Origin of the sequence: Vibrio sp. 1562 (genome assembly GCF_033340155.1) — a bacterium.
In the GTDB taxonomy this organism is placed as follows: Bacteria; Pseudomonadota; Gammaproteobacteria; order Enterobacterales; family Vibrionaceae; genus Vibrio; species Vibrio alginolyticus.
This window is the reverse complement of sequence record NZ_JAWOVY010000001.1, coordinates 101,337-119,094: the sequence shown is the minus strand read 5'-3', so window position 1 is coordinate 119,094 and position 17,758 is coordinate 101,337. Positions and strand designations below refer to the sequence as shown.

The following is a 17,758-nucleotide window of genomic DNA, read 5'->3' as shown; positions in this document are numbered from 1 at the left end:
TAGCTTTTTGCTAACGATTGATGTTGTATCGAGCCATTGCAGCTTCTTCTGACGATACAACCGTTTTACCAATTGGTGCGAGTGAAATAACCGCTAGCTTGAGGTGTTGGAGCGCAAACGGAATGCCGATTATGGTGACAAAGCATGCTGCTGCAGAAAGTACGTGACCGATAGCTAACCAAAGGCCTGCAAATACAAACCAAAGGACGTTACCAATAACGCCGAGCGGACTCGTGCCAATGTCCATTTCATTGGTCAATTCATCGCGTGAGATGGCCTCTTTACCGAATGGGAAAAAGGAAAAATTACCCATAACGATACACGCACGCCCCCAAGGTATTCCGATGATGCTAATAAAGGCCAAAATACCAAAAAACCACCATAGCAACCCCATAAATACGCCACCAAATACAAACCAAATGATGTTACCAAGTGTTCTCATTCTATTTCCTTTATTCTTGAATGTGATGATTCAGATACCTGAGAGCAGCGTAAAACAAATCTAAACCGTCTGTTTTGTCGATGTGTGCTTTTGTGCCCTCATTCACCTGATTGATAGAATAATCGCTGTAGTCTTAACAGAGAATGAATGCCTTCCCTAAGGCAAGTCTTTTTAGTATAGAGCGTAATACTCAATCAAGCATATAGCCAAGAATCGCATTATCTAGAGACAACTTTCTCGATATATTGACAAATTTGCTCTGCCAATCGATGGCTGGCAATGTTGCGTTTTACTACTTCATTAGCAATATTTCCAGACTCAACGACGCCAAACCAGTCGAGCAACATCGAATGGAAACCTTTACTCGTTAGCATTGGCGTCCAGTCTTTCAAATTGATTTTTTGCTCTTGGTTAGCTTGCCATAGTTTGCCTTCAACGAAGGAGTCGAACTCAACTGCCTTGTTTGCATAACAAGCTTGAACGCGCTCTGTAGTGATACCGAAGTGGCGATTCATCGAGGCGTGGAGCAAAGTATCTCCATGTTGCCACTGAATATCTAAACGCGCCAACTGACTACCTTCAAGTTGATGAGTTACATAAGCATCTCTTAGATCGGCTTTGGCTGTGACGTTAACGCTGTCTAATGGGTGAATAAAATCATCAAATATAAAGGTACGAACATCCCCCGGTAGTTGGTGACGGTTCTTTTCCCAGCGTAGCGACTTTAAGTCAGATATGTTGCCTTGCTGCACTTGTGGCATATGTTGGTTGTAAAGTGGAATGTGACGACGGTTAAAGCCCACATAGAGTGGCTGTCTCTCTTTTTCGGCAATGTCGTACAGCTTTTCCACGTCATCAGCACTGTTCGCTAATGGTTTGTCGACAAAGGTTGGAATTCCATGCTGCAGAAAAAATGCCGCTATTTGAGGGTGTACGCTTGTTGCCGCATGAATCATGACGGCATCGACGCCAAAGTGTAGAAGTTGCTGGTAGTCTTGGCAGATCTCTGAGATTCGATACTGCTTAGCCAGGCTCTCAAGTGTGTTTGGGTTGCGGGTACAAAATACAAGTTCGATATTTGGAAGCTGAGTGATAACAGGAAGGTATGCTTTCTGAGCGATATCCCCTAGACCAATAATACCAATTTTCATCCTAGTCCTTATCTCGATGTATGGATCGCGGACTGTCAGTATAACGCTTGGCGCGGCGATGAGTTTAAATACCTTGTTAGAAAAAGCCTGATTCACACTTTGAGCCAGGCTTTATTGAATGATTTAGGAAACGGCTCGGCAGGCTTTGAATATATCTAACTTGCTATCGTAGGCTTGAGTTTGTACATCCATAATGCCTAATAAAGAGTGGAATACGTTATCATGTGAGTATTGGCCTGCATTCTGTGCTTGTTTATACAAACAGTCGGTATTGATCTGCTTCGCTTGTTTAAAGCCCGAAGACAGCCACATGATCAAAGGAACGCGTTTTTGGAAATCTGGTGCAAGGCCATAAGGCATACCATGTAAGAACAATCCATTTTCGCCTAGTGACTCACCGTGATCCGATATATAAATTAGCGCGGTATTATACTCAGACTCTAACGCTTTAAGTTTTTTGATGGTTTCTGCCAATACAAGATCGGTGTAGCGTATGGTATTGTCATATGTGTTCACTATTTGTTCGATGCTACAGTTTTCGATATCTGCACGTGGACAGTCTGGTTTAAAGAAGGCGTTGTCTCTTGGGTAACGCTGAAAATAGGTCGGACCGTGGCTTCCTATAAGGTGCATGGCGACCACTCGGTTACCGTGCATATCCGCGACTTCCTGATCAAAATGATCTAATAGCGCCATGTCGTAACAAGTTTGGCCATTACACATAGGGCTTACTTGCTTTCGATCCACTTCAATTTTCTTGATCTTGTGGGCTACTTCTTTATCCCCACCGTCATTTTCTTTCCAAATGAGGTCAACCCCAGCGCGCAGCATTATATCGAGAGCATTGTCCTGGTTATCCGCTTTGGTGCGTTCAAACTCGTTTCGCGTGAGCTGTGAAAACATACAAGGCACAGATACAGCAGTCGCGGTGCCACAAGATGCGACGTCTTGAAATGAGATAACATCCAATTTACTAGTATAAGGGTTTGTCTCTCGTGTATAGCCATTGAGTTGGTAGTTCTGCGTTCGAGCGGTTTCTCCTACGACAAAAACCAGTAGTGTTGGTTTGCGCTGTGCTTGCTGTACGGCGCTATCTGACTGCTTTGCATCTGTGCCGATTTCTCGATATGGCTCTGGCGTGGTGAAATATTTCTCCTTCACATACCCGGTCGCGCTGTAAACGAACTGGGTGGGTATGATGATTTTTTTTAGGTGGCTATTGTTGCGCCCTACAGATGCGTAGTCTTGATAGTACACGCTGGCAATGACGGCGATGACAGCTAGCGACGACAGCATCGATACTAATTTGGTAACAGAGAAGTACAGTAATTGGTGACGTTGAGATTGCAGCTTGACCTTAAAGACAATTATCGCTGGGATAACTCCCATAATCAGCGTCCAAATTACAGAGTGAGCACTCAGGTAAGAACTCGCCTCGCTCGAATCGGTTTCAACAATATTGGCAATCATTCCAGAATCGAAAAGTGTGCCATAGTTATAGCTTGCGTAGCTCACCATACTTGAAACAATGATTAAAATTATAAAGAACGGCTTGCCGATCCCAGGCCAACTAAATAAATTAAAAAGGAAATTGAGCGCGGCAAGAAAGAAAATTGGTATTGTGATAATAAATCCAATCTTGACATTATCTAAGTGTGTAAAGATGCCGATCAGTTCTTTATAAATAGGGATATTTACGACGAGAGCGAAATACAGCGCCAACAGGAAAGTAAAGGTAACGTAAGAGATACCTCTCTGTTGTAAATCATGTGTCTTCATAATGAGTGTCTTGAATAAAAATTAGAGCAAGAACGAAGCCCAAATAAAAAGGGCAAGAGTTAACGCAACAAATACTGCTGCTGAGCCAATATCTTTGGCTCTACCACTGAGCTCGTGCCAGTCATCGCTAACACGGTCGACAACCGCTTCTACGGCGGAATTAATGAGTTCTACGATCAATACCAAGAACAGGCTACTGATCATCAGCACTCTTTCGTATGTGGTGACAGGAAGGAAAAAAGCACAGACGGAAAGCACCAAGGCGAGAATCAATTCTTGTCTAAAAGCGGCTTCGTGTGTCCATGCGGCTTTCAATCCTTGAAATGAATAGCCGGTCGCATCCATGACACGGCGTATACCTGTTTTACCTGGCTTCAAAATATGACCTTACTATTTAAGCATTGGGATGGAACACATATCCCAGAGAGGTAACGAGATTAATCGTTACAGCGTGAAACATTTGTGAATAGAATCCATCGCGCGATAATTTAAGAAAAGTGCTTATTTAATCAAGATCGTAGACGGTATAGCCTTTGTGCTGGAGGCATTTACGCAATACGAGAGATTGAGTTTTGGTTGAATCATTTGTTGCACTCAAAGCACCAGCTCCAGCTCCTACAGCACCGCCGGCCGCAGCACCGACAGCCGCTCCACCTAATCCGTCTTCTAGCGCACCAGCAGCTGCGCCGATCAATGCGCCTGTAACTGCCCCATTAGTGGCTTCAGATTTCGCTGCCTCTGATTTGTCGACATTTTCTGCATAGCCTTGGCAGTAAAGAAAGTCTTGTTCATATGTACTAGGGTCGACATTGGTCATGTCGACGACAGGTTTTTGGTTGTAGGCGCAAGCTGTAAGCGTAGAAGTAAGCGCCATAATCAGGATAAAAGATTTATACATGAGTACTATCCATTTAGTGTGTGAATCTTATGGATTAAATGTACACTGTTTTATTGTTGGGCTCTGTCGCTTGAGTGTATTGAAGTGTCGTCTTCTGTAAACGGGGTAGGAAGGTTAAGTTAACTGTCTGATTTTTTGAGGCTAAGTGTGAAGCAAGCTCCTCCAAGTGGGCTATGGCAAATCGAAACTTCTCCACGTTGAAGCTCCATTATCTGTCTGACAATCGCCAAGCCGAGCCCAAACCCGCTCGTCTTTTTGTTGCGAGATTCATCCGCACTGTAAAATGGTTCGAATAGATGAGGCCAATGCTTTTCTTCAATACCTATGCCATCATCATGAACATTGATGAAGCAGCGGTGCTGATCGTGTTTTATCTCTACTAAAATCTGCTTATCCGCGTACCGCATTGCATTGCGCAGCAAGTTATCTAAGGCTCGCTTTAACAATTTTGGGTCAGCAAACGCGAGAACGTTTTCTGAGTTTACTTCTTGAAGCGAAATACCGAGCGTAGTCTCTTTTTGCCATCTCTGTCGTAATTCTTTGACTAAGTTGAATAGGACGACTTCTTCTTGAGTTTGTAATGCTGTGTCAGGACGCTCCATCTTTGCGTAGTAAAGCAATTCTTCAACCATTTCTTCCATCTCGTCAATGTCTTCGACGATACTGTAAACATACTTTTTCTGTTGTTCAGTTAAGGTTGAATCCGATAACAAATCTGCTTGCCATTGTAAGCGGAAGATTGGGGTACGCAATTCATGTGCAACGGCGTTAGTTAGCATTTTATTGCTAGTGATCAAGCGAGATACTTTATCGGCCATCGTGTTAAAGCTTTTGTTTAACGTCCCAACAGACTTAGCGCTTGAGGTACTAGCTCGAGCCTTGAAGTTACCTGAGGCAAACTCAACGGTCACTCTCTCTAGCTCTCGAATCCGACGGCTTAAGAACCAGATCAACAATATGCAATACAGAGCAAATCCAGCTAAAAAGAACAACCAAACGATATTGTCATCAAAGTTGGCTGCTTTAACCACAGGGCTATTCGGATTATCGCTCATTTTAAAGATAGGCGTGCTCGCATCTAGGCGGAACCAGATATCCCTTTCTTCATCGTAAGCGACGTTAACGGAGGTATCACTTTCAAACGCCTTTTTGATGTCTGTTGGAAGCTCTTCAAGCGTATGAGGCACCAACAAACGATGGCTTGATGTGGCAAATTGTTCCAACTGTTGTTGAGTATATTCTAATCCGTGTTCTTTATAGATAGGATAGATCAGATCGTGAAAAGCTTGACCCTCATGCTCTTGTAATAGGTAGTCATAATCTGTGTTGATCTCATAAACTAAGAACTCGTATCCCCACAAGCTAGCCATAAACAGAATGATAAGGCCAACAAAGCTTTCCAGATAAATCCGTCTCATTATTCATTCCATGCATCAGGCATAAATAGGTAGCCTTTGCCGCGAACGGTAATGATTTTTTGTGGTGAGCAAGAAGCATCGCCTAGCTTCTTTCTCAGTGTCACTATGCGATTATCAATGGTTCGGTCTGTGCCATCGTATTCAATACCACGCAGTGTTTTGGTCAGCCACTCACGTGATAGTGTTTTTTCAGCATGCGTAGCAAGAACCCACAACAAATCGAACTCGCCGTCTGTCAGCGCAATTTCTTCTTGGTTCATTACGCACGATTTACGCAACCGGTTTAAACACAGAACACCAATTTGTAGGCCGTTTTCGGACTCGGTAGGCGCCGCCTCTTTTCTTCTTAATAGCATGCGAATACGAGCCAGCAATACGCGAGGTTTGATGGGTTTAGTAACAAAGTCATCTGCGCCTATTTCTAATGCGGCGACATGATCGAAGTCATCATCACTTGCTGTCAGCATCAACACTTTGCCTTTGTAGCATTCTCGGATTTGACGACATACACTCAGACCATCTTGCCCGGGTAGCATCAAATCTAACAGCACCACGTCTGGTTGTGTGTCAATAATCGCATTGGGTGCGTCCGTCCCATTGTCGATACATTTGACCTGAAAACCTTGTTCAACAAAATACTCACCCAACATAGTTTGTAATTTGGGATCGTCTTCCACAATGATTAGAGATGGTTTGATTTGTTGTGCGTTCATTTAAGTGATGTATACAATATTTAATATCAATGGAACTTAAACAAATTTACGAATTATTTCAAATAAAGCTTTCTCAGAATAAGGTTATCGGATGAGTTAATTGGATAAAATTGCCAATTAATGATTTAAATCTAATCACCAATCACATTTCGGGAGATGTAAAAAGGCGCAACGTTTGCGCCTAGGTATGGAATCTTAAAGCGAAATTACCGCTTATTCGGTGGTACACACGACGCTGTTGTCGCTGCCAAAAACATTTGGAACGTAAGCATCAGCTTGTGGGTCATTTTCCCACTTCGCATCATCGAGCAAGTAACGGAACTGAACATTCTGCGCTTTAGGTAAGCGGGTTTTAAATTTAAACTGACGACTTTTCTTCACTAATTTCATCGGTTCTGGCTGCCAGTTGTTGAAGTCTCCAGCAATTTGGACAGAGTCCCACTGATCTTTATCTAGCTCGAACGTGACTTCGACTTCATCTTTTGTCTTAAAGAATCTTTTTTTAAGCATTGATCTTTCCTTGTTCGTACAAAAACTGTTCTAACTATTACTCGTGTTTCATAATGATTTCAAGTTTTATCGAATTGTTGCTGGTATCTGATGAGGGGAGTATCCGAACGGTGAATAGCTCGTTGTGCTGGTTTCGTGTACTGAGGGAGCGTTAGAGAGAAAATTCACTAGCCTAAAATAGTCAAAGAACAGAGTTTGTTAGCGAGCCGAGAGTCCGTATCTTGAAGTCAAACCGTTATCATGTATTATCTTAAATCACCATTTTCCTTGATGTAGCTATGTTGAAGTTTAACCGTACATTGTTGACTGCGATAGTTTGCTTAGTTGCTATGCTTTTGAGTAGTGTCGCTCCTGTGGCGCAGGCTTCCGCTCCGATGAAAACAATTGAAGTACGCGATCTTATTGTTCAACAGGCTGCTCTGCACAAACAACTTGGCGTCAATGACGACTGCGTAGAATCACATCACGATGAGTCAGCCATCAATAAGGCACAACAATCTCACACGAGTTGTAGCTCTTCCTGCATGGTCAAAATTCCCGCCAACTTATCTCAAAACGACTTACTGCTTCTTCCTTATAGCCTTGCCTTGATTGATAGGCCTCTAGTCGAAAAAGTAGTGACAGTGATCACCAAGCTTTATCGTCCTCCGATTGTTTAATTCCTCATCTCAAATTACTTGGGGTCTACCCCTTTTTACCAAATGAAATGATTTGGCATTTGAATGCCACAAGGAAATAAACAATGAAAAAACTACTTGCCTTATGTAGTGCACTTTTACTGACTTTTACCGCTCATGCAGCGCAATTTGAAGAAGGGAAGCACTACAAAGTTCTGGATGTAAAGAAAGCATCGAAACCTGTTGTGACGGAATTCTTTTCTTTTTATTGCCCACATTGCTACAAGTTTGAGTCGCTTATTGAGCGTTTAAAACCTGCTCTGCCAAAAGAGGCAAAGTTTGAAAAGGTGCATGTGGGGTTCATGGGCGGAGATATGGCGATTCCGATGGCCAAGTCCTACGCGACGATGGTGTCGCTTGGGGTTGAAGATACAATGATTCCTGCCATGTTTGCCCAAATTCATCAAAAGCGACAAGCGCCAAAAGACGAAGCTGAGCTGAAACAACTCTTCGTTGATAATGGCGTAGAAGGTAAGAAGTTTGATGCGGCGTACAACAGTTTCGCCGTAAACTCAATGCAGAAAGGTTTTGATAAGCAATTCTCTGCTAGCACGTTAAGAGGGGTTCCGGGTGTGGTTGTGAACAATAAATACATTGTTTTGGCCAACGAAATTCGTACTTACGACGAGTACAATCAATTAGTTAATTACTTATTGACGCTGTAACTGTAAATAGCATTGATGCTTAAAAATGGCGACGGTAGAGTCGCCATTTTTTATGCTTATCACACTCGTATTATCTAAGAACGCTTGTACATGCTTGAGTCGGAACACTAGTCATAAATATGGCATGCGGATAAAACAAGCTAGCAGCAGTGATTGCAACATTACATGGCTGAGCAATCGTGGTTTTAATCACATTGGTAAGCACGGCACCTGTATTATTTACTGTTTGAGCGGCGGCTTGTTGTGCCTGGTAAGACACGCAACCTGTCGTTGCATTGATCATCGCAGTGCTAAACAAAAGTTTGCGAAAAAACATATTCATATCCTTTGTGAATGCTTTGAATTACTTATATGTGGATTGATTCATAAATGAAACAAAACAGTGTTCAAAATATGTGTGCATTCACGAAATGAACATTGTTTTATAAAAAGACGTTTTTTTGTGATCTTAGTACTGGACAGACCAGGTTATGAAACTAAAGCCAATCCGTGCATTACGATTACGCCGAAGGTCAGTTTGCTCCTCATTCCTTGATATCCCTTGGGCTCGGCGTCTTGTTCGACTTTCCTCACGAGCTTTTCTGCATACCAAACAGCAAGGTACCCAATTGCTAAGAGTAGGGTTGCGACTGCGTAATGTTTGTGGCCCTGCAGTAATGCGCCCCAAGCCAGTAAGACAAAAAGGTTGCTGAGAATTAATATATTTCGGCTAAGGCGGTGGTAGTAATGCTCAATGCCATTACCCCAAAGGATGCCGGATAAAAAACTTAATATAACGGCGCTATATGCGATGAAAAATTGCTGACCACTTAAATTGAAGAGTGAGATGTCAGTGAAAATCAGCCCTAAACTAAACACAAATGGAACCAGGCCTAAGTAACCGAGTTGTAGCATGGTTGAGCGTGTTGTCATGGTCGTCACCTTATAATTGTTGCTCTATCATATTGGTAAGCGTAGTACTTGTCGGTGATGTGGAGCTTGGAAAAGTAGCAATAACTTTACCTTCAGAGCTAATTAGAAACTTGTAGAAGTTCCATTTTGGTTTTATGCCTGCTTGGTTAGTAATCTGGTTGAAGACTGGGTTCGCATCTACACCTAATACTGAAGAGCGAGCCATCATTGGAAAGGTTACCCCGTAATCGAGATAACAGACTTTCGCTGTGTTTGTTTCGCTTCCTCTATCTTGTCGAAAGTCATTGCTCGGGAAACCGATAACGGTGAAGTTTTGGTCTTTGTAAGTTTGATAGAGGGTTTCTAACTGTTCGAACTGAGGAGTGAAGCCGCACTGGCTTGCTGTATTGACGATTAGTAGTGTCTTTCCCTTAAAGCTTTCGCATAGATCGACTTCTTCCGTTGAGTTTAACAACCTTTGCTTACCTTGAAGAATATCAGGGCACTCAGATGCAAGAGCAAGCGAATTCATGGAGAGAAAGCTAACGAGAGCGGCGAGTTTCAGTAATCCTTTCATGGTGTTGTTCCCCTTGTTTTCAAGAAGTATAACTACTCAAGTGCAAAGAGGATCGATCAAAAAAGCCGCACAAATGCGCGGTTTTTTTCAAGAGCTGAGATCTGACTATGCCAGTTTCAACTCGAACTGGTTCAGGTACATTACCATGTCTTCAATCGTCAGTACCGGCATGTTGTGCAGGCGACCGAATGCTACGATCTCCGGTGCCTTTGCCATCGTGCCATCTGGATTGGTCACTTCACACAGTACGCCAGCGGGTTGAAGCCCTGCCATTTGCATCAGATCAATCGTACCTTCTGTGTGACCACGGCGAGTCATTACACCACCTGGACGTGCACGCAGAGGGAATACGTGACCCGGGCGAGCAAGATCCTCCGGTTTTGCGTGCGGGTTTGCCGCCGTTTTAATGGTCGTTACGCGGTCTGCTGCTGAAACACCCGTTGTTACACCAACTTTCGCTTCAATAGAAACCGTAAATGCGGTTTGGTTTGCGCTGTTGTTGTTTACCACCATTGGAGGCAGTTCCAGTTTGTCTGCTTGAACATCTGTTAAGCACAAACAAACGATGCCGCTACATTCGCGGATCATCAATGCCATTTGCTCGTTAGTGAGGTGCTCGACTGAATAAATGATATCGCCTTCGTTTTCGCGATCTTCATCATCAAGAAGCAGTACGCCACGGCCTTCTTTTAAAGCGATAAGTGCGTTTTCAACGCGAGTAATTGGGTCGCCGAATTCGGCAAGTAGTGATGACTGATTCATGGTTAACTCCTAAATTTCACCAGAATCAGGGCGGTATGAGAGATCGCCGTAAAATACGATCAAAAAGAAGTGCACCAGCATTCTTAGCGATCTGACTCGCTATGCTGGTGTATTCTTATTCTCTTTCATCCGGACTATAACCGTCGGCTCTGGCATCTCACCAGATCTGCTGACCTCGACGAATCGAGCGCTCGCGGGCTCACTTGAAAAAGTATACCGCCGGTGGGGAATTTCGCCCCGCCCTGAGAACAATTAAAAATGTACCACTTCATCCAAGTTGTGAAGAAGTGGAGCTAGGATAGTACTGCGAACTGAATAGCTTGGAAAGTCGATTCCATCTGTATGATGGAAAAGTGTGCTATCGACGGAAATAATCTGTGCGAATAAAGTGATCAATCTGCTGCGGCACGAAGGTGTTGTAAATCAGGCTCGTATGCGTTTGCTTCACTTCGATATGATCTTGCATACCGTCCAGTCTTGTCTCTTCTACGGTAACGGTACCGTCCGACATGGTGTTGTCATTACGGATCAACAATGGGCGAGCGCCAATCGGCATCGTTCCTGCGATACTGCCGAGTTTTTGAGGGAAATCCCAAGCGTCATCATGTTTGTTTAATCCGTGGTGTGGCGAATTGCCTAAAATTGCACCCAATCCGAGATCTTGAATTCGACCTACAATGGACGCGCCTTTCAGAGGCGAACCGATAGCGACAACATGAGAGATTAAGTTAGTGCTCGGTTTTCTGTTGGCGAGATAGCGCTTAATCATCAAGCCTCCCAAGCTGTGTCCCACGAGCACGTTTGTGGTCAGTGGATTAAGCGAATGATCAATAGAATCAAACAGTGAAGACTCATCGATAGCAACGGTGTTATAGCTGAGTACTTGCGTTTCGTATCCGAGTTTTCTCAGCTTTTGGCTAAGAGGCTGCATGACCAGCCCATGCATATAAAGACCATGTAAGATGATGATTTTCATAATACCTCCTAGATTTATGACGTCGTAGATATCCTACTCTAATTGACAAGAAACTACTTGTGCTTTGTGGTGCATATTTACGTTTTGCTGCAAAGTTTGACTGCTGTAGCAAGCGACTCAGCCCAGTAAATCCTGTATTTGTTGTTGCAATTGATGACGATTTAAAGACGCAGGACTTAACACTTCACCGATAACAACATCCACTTTTGACCAAAAACGAGTCGGTCGTTTTGTGAGAGCATGTCCGCCTTTGTGGCTGAAAAAAGAACCCCAAAGCCCTTTTAACGCCATAGAGATGACAGGAACAGGGTTACGTTCAAGGATTTTCTCTACACCAGGGCGAAACTCACCCAATTGACCGTTAGACGTTAAACGACCCTCAGGGAAGATACAGACAACCTCACCGTCGTTAAGTGCTTGTTCAATCTGTTCAAATGCTCGTCGGTAAGTGTCGGCACACTTACGTGGAGAACAGATCGGGATAACACCGGCATGACGGAATACATATTTAAGAACAGGTAGCTCGCTGATGGATTTGTCCATCACAAAACGAACCGGGCGAGTAGAGGTTCCCATCAAAATCAATGCATCGACATAGCTAACATGGTTAGCCACGATTAACGCAGCACCTTGTTCAGGAATATGTTGGCGCCCCTTTACGGACACACGATACATACAATGGCTGAGTAAATAACTGATAAAGCGTTGTGTAAATTCCGGTACTTGGCGATATACATAGATCGCCACGAAAAAGTTACCTATTGCCATCATGGCAAACAGTTCCACAATAGAAAGCTCTAGTACGCTGAGTACAACGATCGAAACCAAAGCAGACACCACCATAAACAACGCATTCATGATGTTGTTAGCAGCAATGGCACGTGCACACTCCCCTTTGTTTGAACGCGATTGGATGAACGCATAAAGAGGAACAATAAAGACACCGCCGCTTACACCAACAAGGAACAGGTCAATCATGACGCGCAGATGTTTTGATTCAGCAACGAAGCTTTGCACATCATAAAAGTGCACCGGAAGTGATGGATAACTTGGGACTGCCCATAGCAAGTCGACGCCAAAGACTGTCAGACCAAGGATACCGAATGGCAAAATACCAAGCTCAACGTGGTTGAAAGAAAGTTTTTCACACAACCAAGAGCCTGTCGCGATACCAATCGAAAACAATGCCAACAGTAAAGAAACGACAGTGCTATCTGCGAACAAATGTTCGCGTGCGAAGTTAGGGAATTGAGTTAGGTAAGTCGCACCCATGAACCAGAACCAACTGATGGCAAGAATAGACATCCAGATGCCTCTCTGTTTTTTTGCCACTTTTAACGTGTTCTTTAAACCAGAAATCGGTTCAAATTTCGCTTTGTCATTCGATTGGCTAGGCATCGTTGGAATATTCACGCTGCTCATGAACCCAAGCAAAGACAAGGCAATCACGTTACAAGAAGCAATCAAGGTACCATTAGGAATGGCTAGCAGCAGGCCTGCGCTAAGCGTACCTATAAGAATCGAAAGAAACGTGCCCATTTCAACCCAAGCATTTCCTCTAACAAGCTCATTTGGTTTGAGCGCTTGTGGTAACAAGGCGTATTTCACGGGACCAAAATAGGCCGATTGAGTGCCTGTCATAAACAGCAGAACCAGCATCAGCATGGCACTTTGGGTGGCAATAGCGGTTGCTGCGCAAGACATGATAGCCAGCTCGATGAGCTTTAGACGTCGGATTAATTTGGCTTTGTCCATGCTGTCAGCGACGGCACCAGCATGCGCTGAGAATAGAAAGAAAGGTAGGATGAATAAGCCTGCCGCCAAATTAACGAATAGATTGACGGATATTGGTAGGTTATCAATTTGGCTGTATGTCACCATCAATAACAGAACGTTTTTGTAGATGTTGTCATTGAGTGCGCCAAGGCATTGCGTCACAAAGTAAGGAAAAAAGCGTTTTGAGAAAAACATACGGGCCCCGATTAAACAAAGTCGAATGAGATGGGAGCACTTTATGCTCAATGAACGATTAAACCAGCTTTCTCTTTCAAGTGACGTTGTATGCCACCAAAAGTAACGAAATTCGTTACTTTCATTTCCATTCGTTTATTGAGTTACTAATTCCGAGACTTCTGAGCAGGTTTTCTTTCCCATGGTTCAAACAAAGGGAACGTCCAACGACGCATCGCAATAATCAGAGAGGTGCCGTGCTTTTCGTCCATATCGAGAGAGCTATCATTTTGGCAAGCCTGATAAAACTCATCGATGACCTTTTGCAGTTTCTGTTGTAGCTTCTTGTTGCTTGGTACACTCATCAGTCCTGTTGCCATGGAGAACTTTTCATCTTCACCAGAAAAGTAGCTTTGGAAAAAGGCGTCTTGAACTTGCTGTTGGAAGAACCGTTGAATAGGGCCGCCCATCTGCCACTTAAATGTCGGAGATATACGCAAACGAATTTTGTTATTTGGCTGCAAGTCGATGATGTTCAGACGATCCAAATGAGCAAGCTTTTGCACCAGTTCAAACTCATTGAAGGTGTATTGCTGAACGATTTGCTCAAACTGATAGCCATTTACAACACAGATTGCCACGAGTAGCAGGGCTTTATCATCAACCAACTGCTTTTCTTGCTCTAACGTTAGCGACTCTAGACCTTTATTGTGCGCAGCCGCGATCTTAAACAGTTCCGCCATTTCTAAACCAATCAATTGGCAAATGCGTTCTAAGCGTTCAAGACTAATGTGCTGACCTTCAGCGAGTAAACGTTTGACGCTTCCTTCACTTAAATCAAGGTGTTGTGCAACATCGGCATAATGCAGCCCAGCTAACTTTAGTTGGCGTTTAAGCTCTTTAATTAACGTATAACTCTCTGACATTTACGCTGTTACCTCGTCGTGTAACTGCTCTAGGTACGTTTGCATAAAGGTTTTGCGTTTTTGCGCTTCGCGTCTTGCTGACTCTGTGTTCATGGTTTCAGCGATTTTGAATAACTTGGTTTGAAAGTGATCCAGAGTGAATTGTTTATCGTTAAGTTCACGTTCTTCGGCAAATATATCGCTGTCGTTGTAAAGTTGCGCGTTAAACTGAGTGCTGACTTGAATGCATCGCGTCACGCCAATTGCGCCTAAAGCGTCCAGACGGTCGGCATCTTGGACGATTTTGGCTTCCAACGTATTTGGCCTGATGTTTGCGCTAAAGCTGTGTGCCTCTATCGCATGAGCAATGGCATCATGATATTGCTGCGGATAATCGATACTCTCTAAAAATGCGACCGCTTTTTTGGCTGCGATGATTGAGCTCTCTTTGCGATTTGGGTGATCTTTCGGGTAAGTAAAGCAATCATGCAAATAGGCAGCCGGTAATACAATCGCGATGTCTGCATTTTCTTCTTTGCAGAGCTGTTTCGCTGTTTTGACCACGCGTTTTACGTGTTTAAGATCATGAGCTGCATCTACTTGCATCTCTTGCTGCATAAATTCCAAAAATTGCGGTTCTATCTGGCTTAATGACGTCATGGTTCATATCTACAACTAAAATGAAGTCAGAAGTATGCCCAACGCTTAGAATAATTTCCAAGTGCGATGGTGTAATTGAGATTCAGCCACCAGAACCTTGTGCAACGTTTGGTACTGAGCCGTTTTATATGGCCTTTCAATGTGTTCAGTGGTTTATGAGACAAGAATAGACAGAGCGAGCAGTGATGTTTACCAGTAGAAAAAAGGCCTGACGATGTCGTCAGGCCTTTTTCGTCACGCCGATCTTTTTAGCGTTTGAACGTTACTTGCTCTGCTTGTTCAAGATGAATATGAGTCGTCGCAGGCTGTGTTTCTGCAATCACTTTACCGTGACGAACAGAGTAGCGAACCGGCACTTGGCGACGTACTGCGTCAAAACCATTTTCTGCGGGAAGAATCAGTAAACTACCTGGTTTGCCTTCTTCAATACCGTGCTTGTCTTGAATGTTCAGTGTACGTGCTGAATTGGTGCTGATCAGATCCAGTGAGTTGTTGATTTGGTCGTAACCCATCACCTGACACACGTGCAGACCCATATGTAGCACTTGCAGCATGTTTGCAGTGCCTAGTGGGTACCAAGGGTCAAATACATCATCGTGTCCAAAGCAGACGTTGATGTTGGCATTCAGCATCTCTTTCACTCGTGTTACGCCGCGACGTTTTGGGTAATCATCAAAACGGCCTTGTAGGTGAATGTTCACCAATGGATTTGCCACGAAGTTGATACCGGACATGCGTAATAAACGGAACAGGCGAGATGCGTATGCACCGTTGTAGGAACCCATCGCTGTGGTGTGACTGGCCGTGACTTTATTCCCCATATCAAACTTGTGCGCTAATGCTGCCAGTGTTTCAACGAAGCGAGATTGTTCGTCATCGATTTCATCACAATGCACGTCGATCAGGCGGTCGTATTTTTGCGCTAACTCGAATACGTAGTGCAGCGATTCAATGCCATATTCGCGTGTGAATTCAAAGTGTGGAATCGCGCCAATCACGTCCGCACCTAATTTGACGGCTTCTTCTAGCAGCTCTTTGCCATTTGGGTAAGAGAGAATTCCTTCCTGCGGGAAGGCGACGATTTGGATATCTACCCATTCTTTCATCTCTTCACGCACTTCTACCATCGCTTTTAGGGCAATTAGGGTAGGGTCTGAAACATCGACGTGGGTACGAACGTGTTGTACGCCGTTTGCTATCTGCCATTTTAAGGTTTGTTTTGCGCGCGCTTTCACGTCTTCAATCGACAGCATTTCTTTGCGCTCAGCCCAACGTTCAATACCCTCAAACAATGTGCCAGAGATGTTCCAGCTAGGCTCGCCTGCGGTTTGAGTTGTATCTAAGTGAATGTGTGGCTCGCAGAAAGGCGCAACCGCCATACCGCCTTCAGCATCGATGATGTCACCGTTATGACTAAGCTCCACATCGTTGCTTTCAATGCGCTTGAATTGACCATCTTCAATCAAAATTTGCTGCAGACCTTCTTGTCCTTTTAGCGTTATGTTTTTGATCAGTAGTGTTGTCATGATGGTTCCTTACGCTGGCTGTGTAGCCAGTGCTTTTTTGTTAAGAATAGGATTAAGAATCAGGAAGCTAATTGCGCCGCCAAGTACAGCGTTAATCGGCACTACGCCAGGCAGGAAGTGTCCCGCACCAACGCCAATCACGACAGCGATAATGCCAGCCCAGTTAACGTTTTGGAATTGGGCGGCTTCAAAGTTTGCGTAGCGTTTACGGTTCGTGAAGAAGTCAGCGATGATCACGCCGCCAATCGGTGGAATTGCCAACGCTAAGAAGGTCAGCCAGCCAACAAAGTTATTGTAGAGCCAGAGAGCGCAAAGTGTGCCAACAAGACCGTTCGCCATTGAGATGTATTTACTTGGTAAGCCTGTGATGTTGGAAAATCCAAGACCCGATGCGTAGAGCGCGTTGTCGTTGGTGGTCCAGATGTTCAAGCCAAGAACGATGATAGCTGGAATAAGAAGACCTTGCGCGATCATCACTTCAGAGATGTCTGATTGACCCGTCACCGACGCACCTGCCGCGCCAAAGATAAACATTAACGAGTTACCGATGAAAAATGCCACCATGGTGATCATCACGGCGCTGCGCGGCTTTTTGCCAAAGCGTACGAAATCCGCCGTTAACGTACCTGCACTAACAAAAGAGCCGACAACCATCGCGAGAGCCATTGAAAAGTCGAGTGGTTCGGTTGGTTGAACTTGTTGTAGTTCGCCAATACCGCCAACGCTCTTTACTGCCTCGATGACAGAGTAGCCGCCAAGTAGTGCAATCGCGGGAACGGCGATTGCTGACAGCACCATCAGTACTGAGATTCCAAAGTAAACGGTCGCGGTCATGAGCAAACCGGAGACAAGGATCAAAGTATTGGTATCGATGCCCGTTGCTTTATGCACCGGAATCGCAAACATCGCGACACCAACTCCAAACCACCCAACTTGAGTTCCGCCAAGAAGAGCAGAAGGAAGCCAAGAGCCTTTAGAACCAAAAGAGAAACGAGCAAGAAGGTGGGTAGAGAGACCAGTAGAAGCGCCGATGTAACCGAGGAAAGAAGTGTAAATACCGAGGATTAGGTTACCGATGAGAACAGCGAGGAAAAAATCATTAAAGGAGAGCCCAGTACCGAGAGAACCACCTGTCCACATACTTGCGGAGAAAAAAGTGAGTCCTAACATCACCATGGTTAGTGACGCCACGCCTTTTCTGGCCGTGTTGGGAACTGGTCCAAGACTGTAGTTATTGTCTCCAGCCATTATTGCCTCC

General features: G+C 44.3%; 20 protein-coding genes and 1 riboswitch. Of the genes, 2 read left to right on the top strand and 18 right to left on the bottom strand.

Annotated features, from left to right (window positions below):
* Positions 1–10: 10 nt before the first annotated feature.
* The 8 genes from R7Z49_RS00555 to R7Z49_RS00520 all read right to left on the bottom strand — a co-directional run bounded on the left by R7Z49_RS00555 (position 11) and on the right by R7Z49_RS00520 (position 6,911).
* The gene (locus R7Z49_RS00555; RefSeq protein ID WP_005373685.1) at positions 11–442 is read right to left on the bottom strand and encodes a YccF domain-containing protein; all 432 of its coding nucleotides are present in this window, start codon (positions 440–442) and stop codon (positions 11–13) included.
* A 218-nt stretch (positions 443–660) separates the two neighbouring features.
* Positions 661–1,593 (bottom strand): Gfo/Idh/MocA family protein, encoded by a 933-nt coding sequence (locus tag R7Z49_RS00550; protein WP_186585464.1) that lies wholly within the window; start codon positions 1,591–1,593, stop codon positions 661–663.
* 123 nt (positions 1,594–1,716) lie between these two features.
* Positions 1,717–3,372, bottom strand: coding sequence for a phosphoethanolamine--lipid A transferase (locus R7Z49_RS00545; RefSeq protein WP_318111135.1), 1,656 nt, complete (start codon positions 3,370–3,372; stop codon positions 1,717–1,719).
* A gap of 21 nt (positions 3,373–3,393) precedes the next feature.
* A complete protein-coding gene (locus R7Z49_RS00540; protein WP_005385571.1) occupies positions 3,394–3,717 on the bottom strand; it encodes a diacylglycerol kinase in 324 nt (107 codons plus the stop codon).
* Between the two features lie 160 nt (positions 3,718–3,877).
* Positions 3,878–4,270 (bottom strand): hypothetical protein, encoded by a 393-nt coding sequence (locus tag R7Z49_RS00535; protein ID WP_033906355.1) that lies wholly within the window; start codon positions 4,268–4,270, stop codon positions 3,878–3,880.
* 119 nt (positions 4,271–4,389) lie between these two features.
* Positions 4,390–5,688 carry an ATP-binding protein gene (locus R7Z49_RS00530; RefSeq protein WP_017819858.1) on the bottom strand — a complete coding sequence of 433 codons (1,299 nt, stop codon included), beginning with the start codon at positions 5,686–5,688 and terminating at the stop codon, positions 4,390–4,392.
* A complete protein-coding gene (locus R7Z49_RS00525; protein ID WP_005373673.1) occupies positions 5,688–6,401 on the bottom strand; it encodes a response regulator in 714 nt (237 codons plus the stop codon). Before R7Z49_RS00525 ends, R7Z49_RS00530 begins: the two co-directional genes overlap by 1 nt.
* Positions 6,402–6,614: 213 nt before the next feature.
* Positions 6,615–6,911 carry an isoamylase early set domain-containing protein gene (locus tag R7Z49_RS00520; RefSeq protein ID WP_017635151.1) on the bottom strand — a complete coding sequence of 99 codons (297 nt, stop codon included), beginning with the start codon at positions 6,909–6,911 and terminating at the stop codon, positions 6,615–6,617.
* 278 nt (positions 6,912–7,189) lie between these two features.
* Here R7Z49_RS00520 and R7Z49_RS00515 point away from each other — a divergent pair, with 278 nt between their 5' ends.
* Together R7Z49_RS00515 and R7Z49_RS00510 are read left to right on the top strand one after the other, a co-directional pair.
* Positions 7,190–7,570, top strand: a complete 381-nt coding sequence (locus R7Z49_RS00515; protein WP_005373669.1) for a hypothetical protein — start codon at positions 7,190–7,192, stop codon at positions 7,568–7,570.
* Positions 7,571–7,653: 83 nt separating this feature from the next.
* The gene (locus tag R7Z49_RS00510; RefSeq protein ID WP_005373667.1) at positions 7,654–8,253 is read left to right on the top strand and encodes a thiol:disulfide interchange protein DsbA/DsbL; all 600 of its coding nucleotides are present in this window, start codon (positions 7,654–7,656) and stop codon (positions 8,251–8,253) included.
* A 70-nt stretch (positions 8,254–8,323) separates the two neighbouring features.
* On the opposite strand, the gene R7Z49_RS00505 is transcribed toward R7Z49_RS00510, so the two are convergent.
* From R7Z49_RS00505 to codB, 10 genes are all read right to left on the bottom strand, one after another.
* Entirely contained in the window at positions 8,324–8,569 is a 246-nt protein-coding gene (locus R7Z49_RS00505) for a hypothetical protein (RefSeq protein ID WP_005373664.1), read from the bottom strand.
* 152 nt (positions 8,570–8,721) lie between these two features.
* The gene (locus R7Z49_RS00500; RefSeq protein ID WP_005396352.1) at positions 8,722–9,165 is read right to left on the bottom strand and encodes a DUF3429 domain-containing protein; all 444 of its coding nucleotides are present in this window, start codon (positions 9,163–9,165) and stop codon (positions 8,722–8,724) included.
* Positions 9,166–9,175: 10 nt separating this feature from the next.
* Entirely contained in the window at positions 9,176–9,721 is a 546-nt protein-coding gene (locus R7Z49_RS00495; protein WP_054577749.1) for a glutathione peroxidase, read from the bottom strand.
* A gap of 105 nt (positions 9,722–9,826) precedes the next feature.
* Positions 9,827–10,483 (bottom strand): 3,4-dihydroxy-2-butanone-4-phosphate synthase, encoded by a 657-nt coding sequence (gene ribB / locus R7Z49_RS00490; protein ID WP_005385579.1) that lies wholly within the window; start codon positions 10,481–10,483, stop codon positions 9,827–9,829.
* A 113-nt stretch (positions 10,484–10,596) separates the two neighbouring features.
* A riboswitch (FMN riboswitch) is annotated at positions 10,597–10,737 on the bottom strand.
* Positions 10,738–10,841: 104 nt separating this feature from the next.
* Positions 10,842–11,459: a hypothetical protein gene (locus R7Z49_RS00485; protein WP_005373653.1), complete on the bottom strand. Its 618-nt coding sequence runs from the start codon at positions 11,457–11,459 to the stop codon at positions 10,842–10,844.
* A gap of 117 nt (positions 11,460–11,576) precedes the next feature.
* A complete protein-coding gene (locus tag R7Z49_RS00480) occupies positions 11,577–13,430 on the bottom strand; it encodes an MFS transporter (protein ID WP_318111131.1) in 1,854 nt (617 codons plus the stop codon).
* 146 nt (positions 13,431–13,576) lie between these two features.
* Complete coding sequence (locus tag R7Z49_RS00475) at positions 13,577–14,335, bottom strand: helix-turn-helix domain-containing protein (RefSeq protein WP_005385584.1); 759 nt, start codon at positions 14,333–14,335, stop codon at positions 13,577–13,579.
* Positions 14,336–14,974, bottom strand: a complete 639-nt coding sequence (locus R7Z49_RS00470; RefSeq protein ID WP_017819864.1) for an HD domain-containing protein — start codon at positions 14,972–14,974, stop codon at positions 14,336–14,338.
* Between the two features lie 248 nt (positions 14,975–15,222).
* The gene (locus R7Z49_RS00465; protein ID WP_033906360.1) at positions 15,223–16,500 is read right to left on the bottom strand and encodes a cytosine deaminase; all 1,278 of its coding nucleotides are present in this window, start codon (positions 16,498–16,500) and stop codon (positions 15,223–15,225) included.
* A 9-nt stretch (positions 16,501–16,509) separates the two neighbouring features.
* Positions 16,510–17,748: a cytosine permease gene (gene codB / locus R7Z49_RS00460; protein ID WP_318111128.1), complete on the bottom strand. Its 1,239-nt coding sequence runs from the start codon at positions 17,746–17,748 to the stop codon at positions 16,510–16,512.
* Positions 17,749–17,758 lie beyond the last annotated feature (10 nt).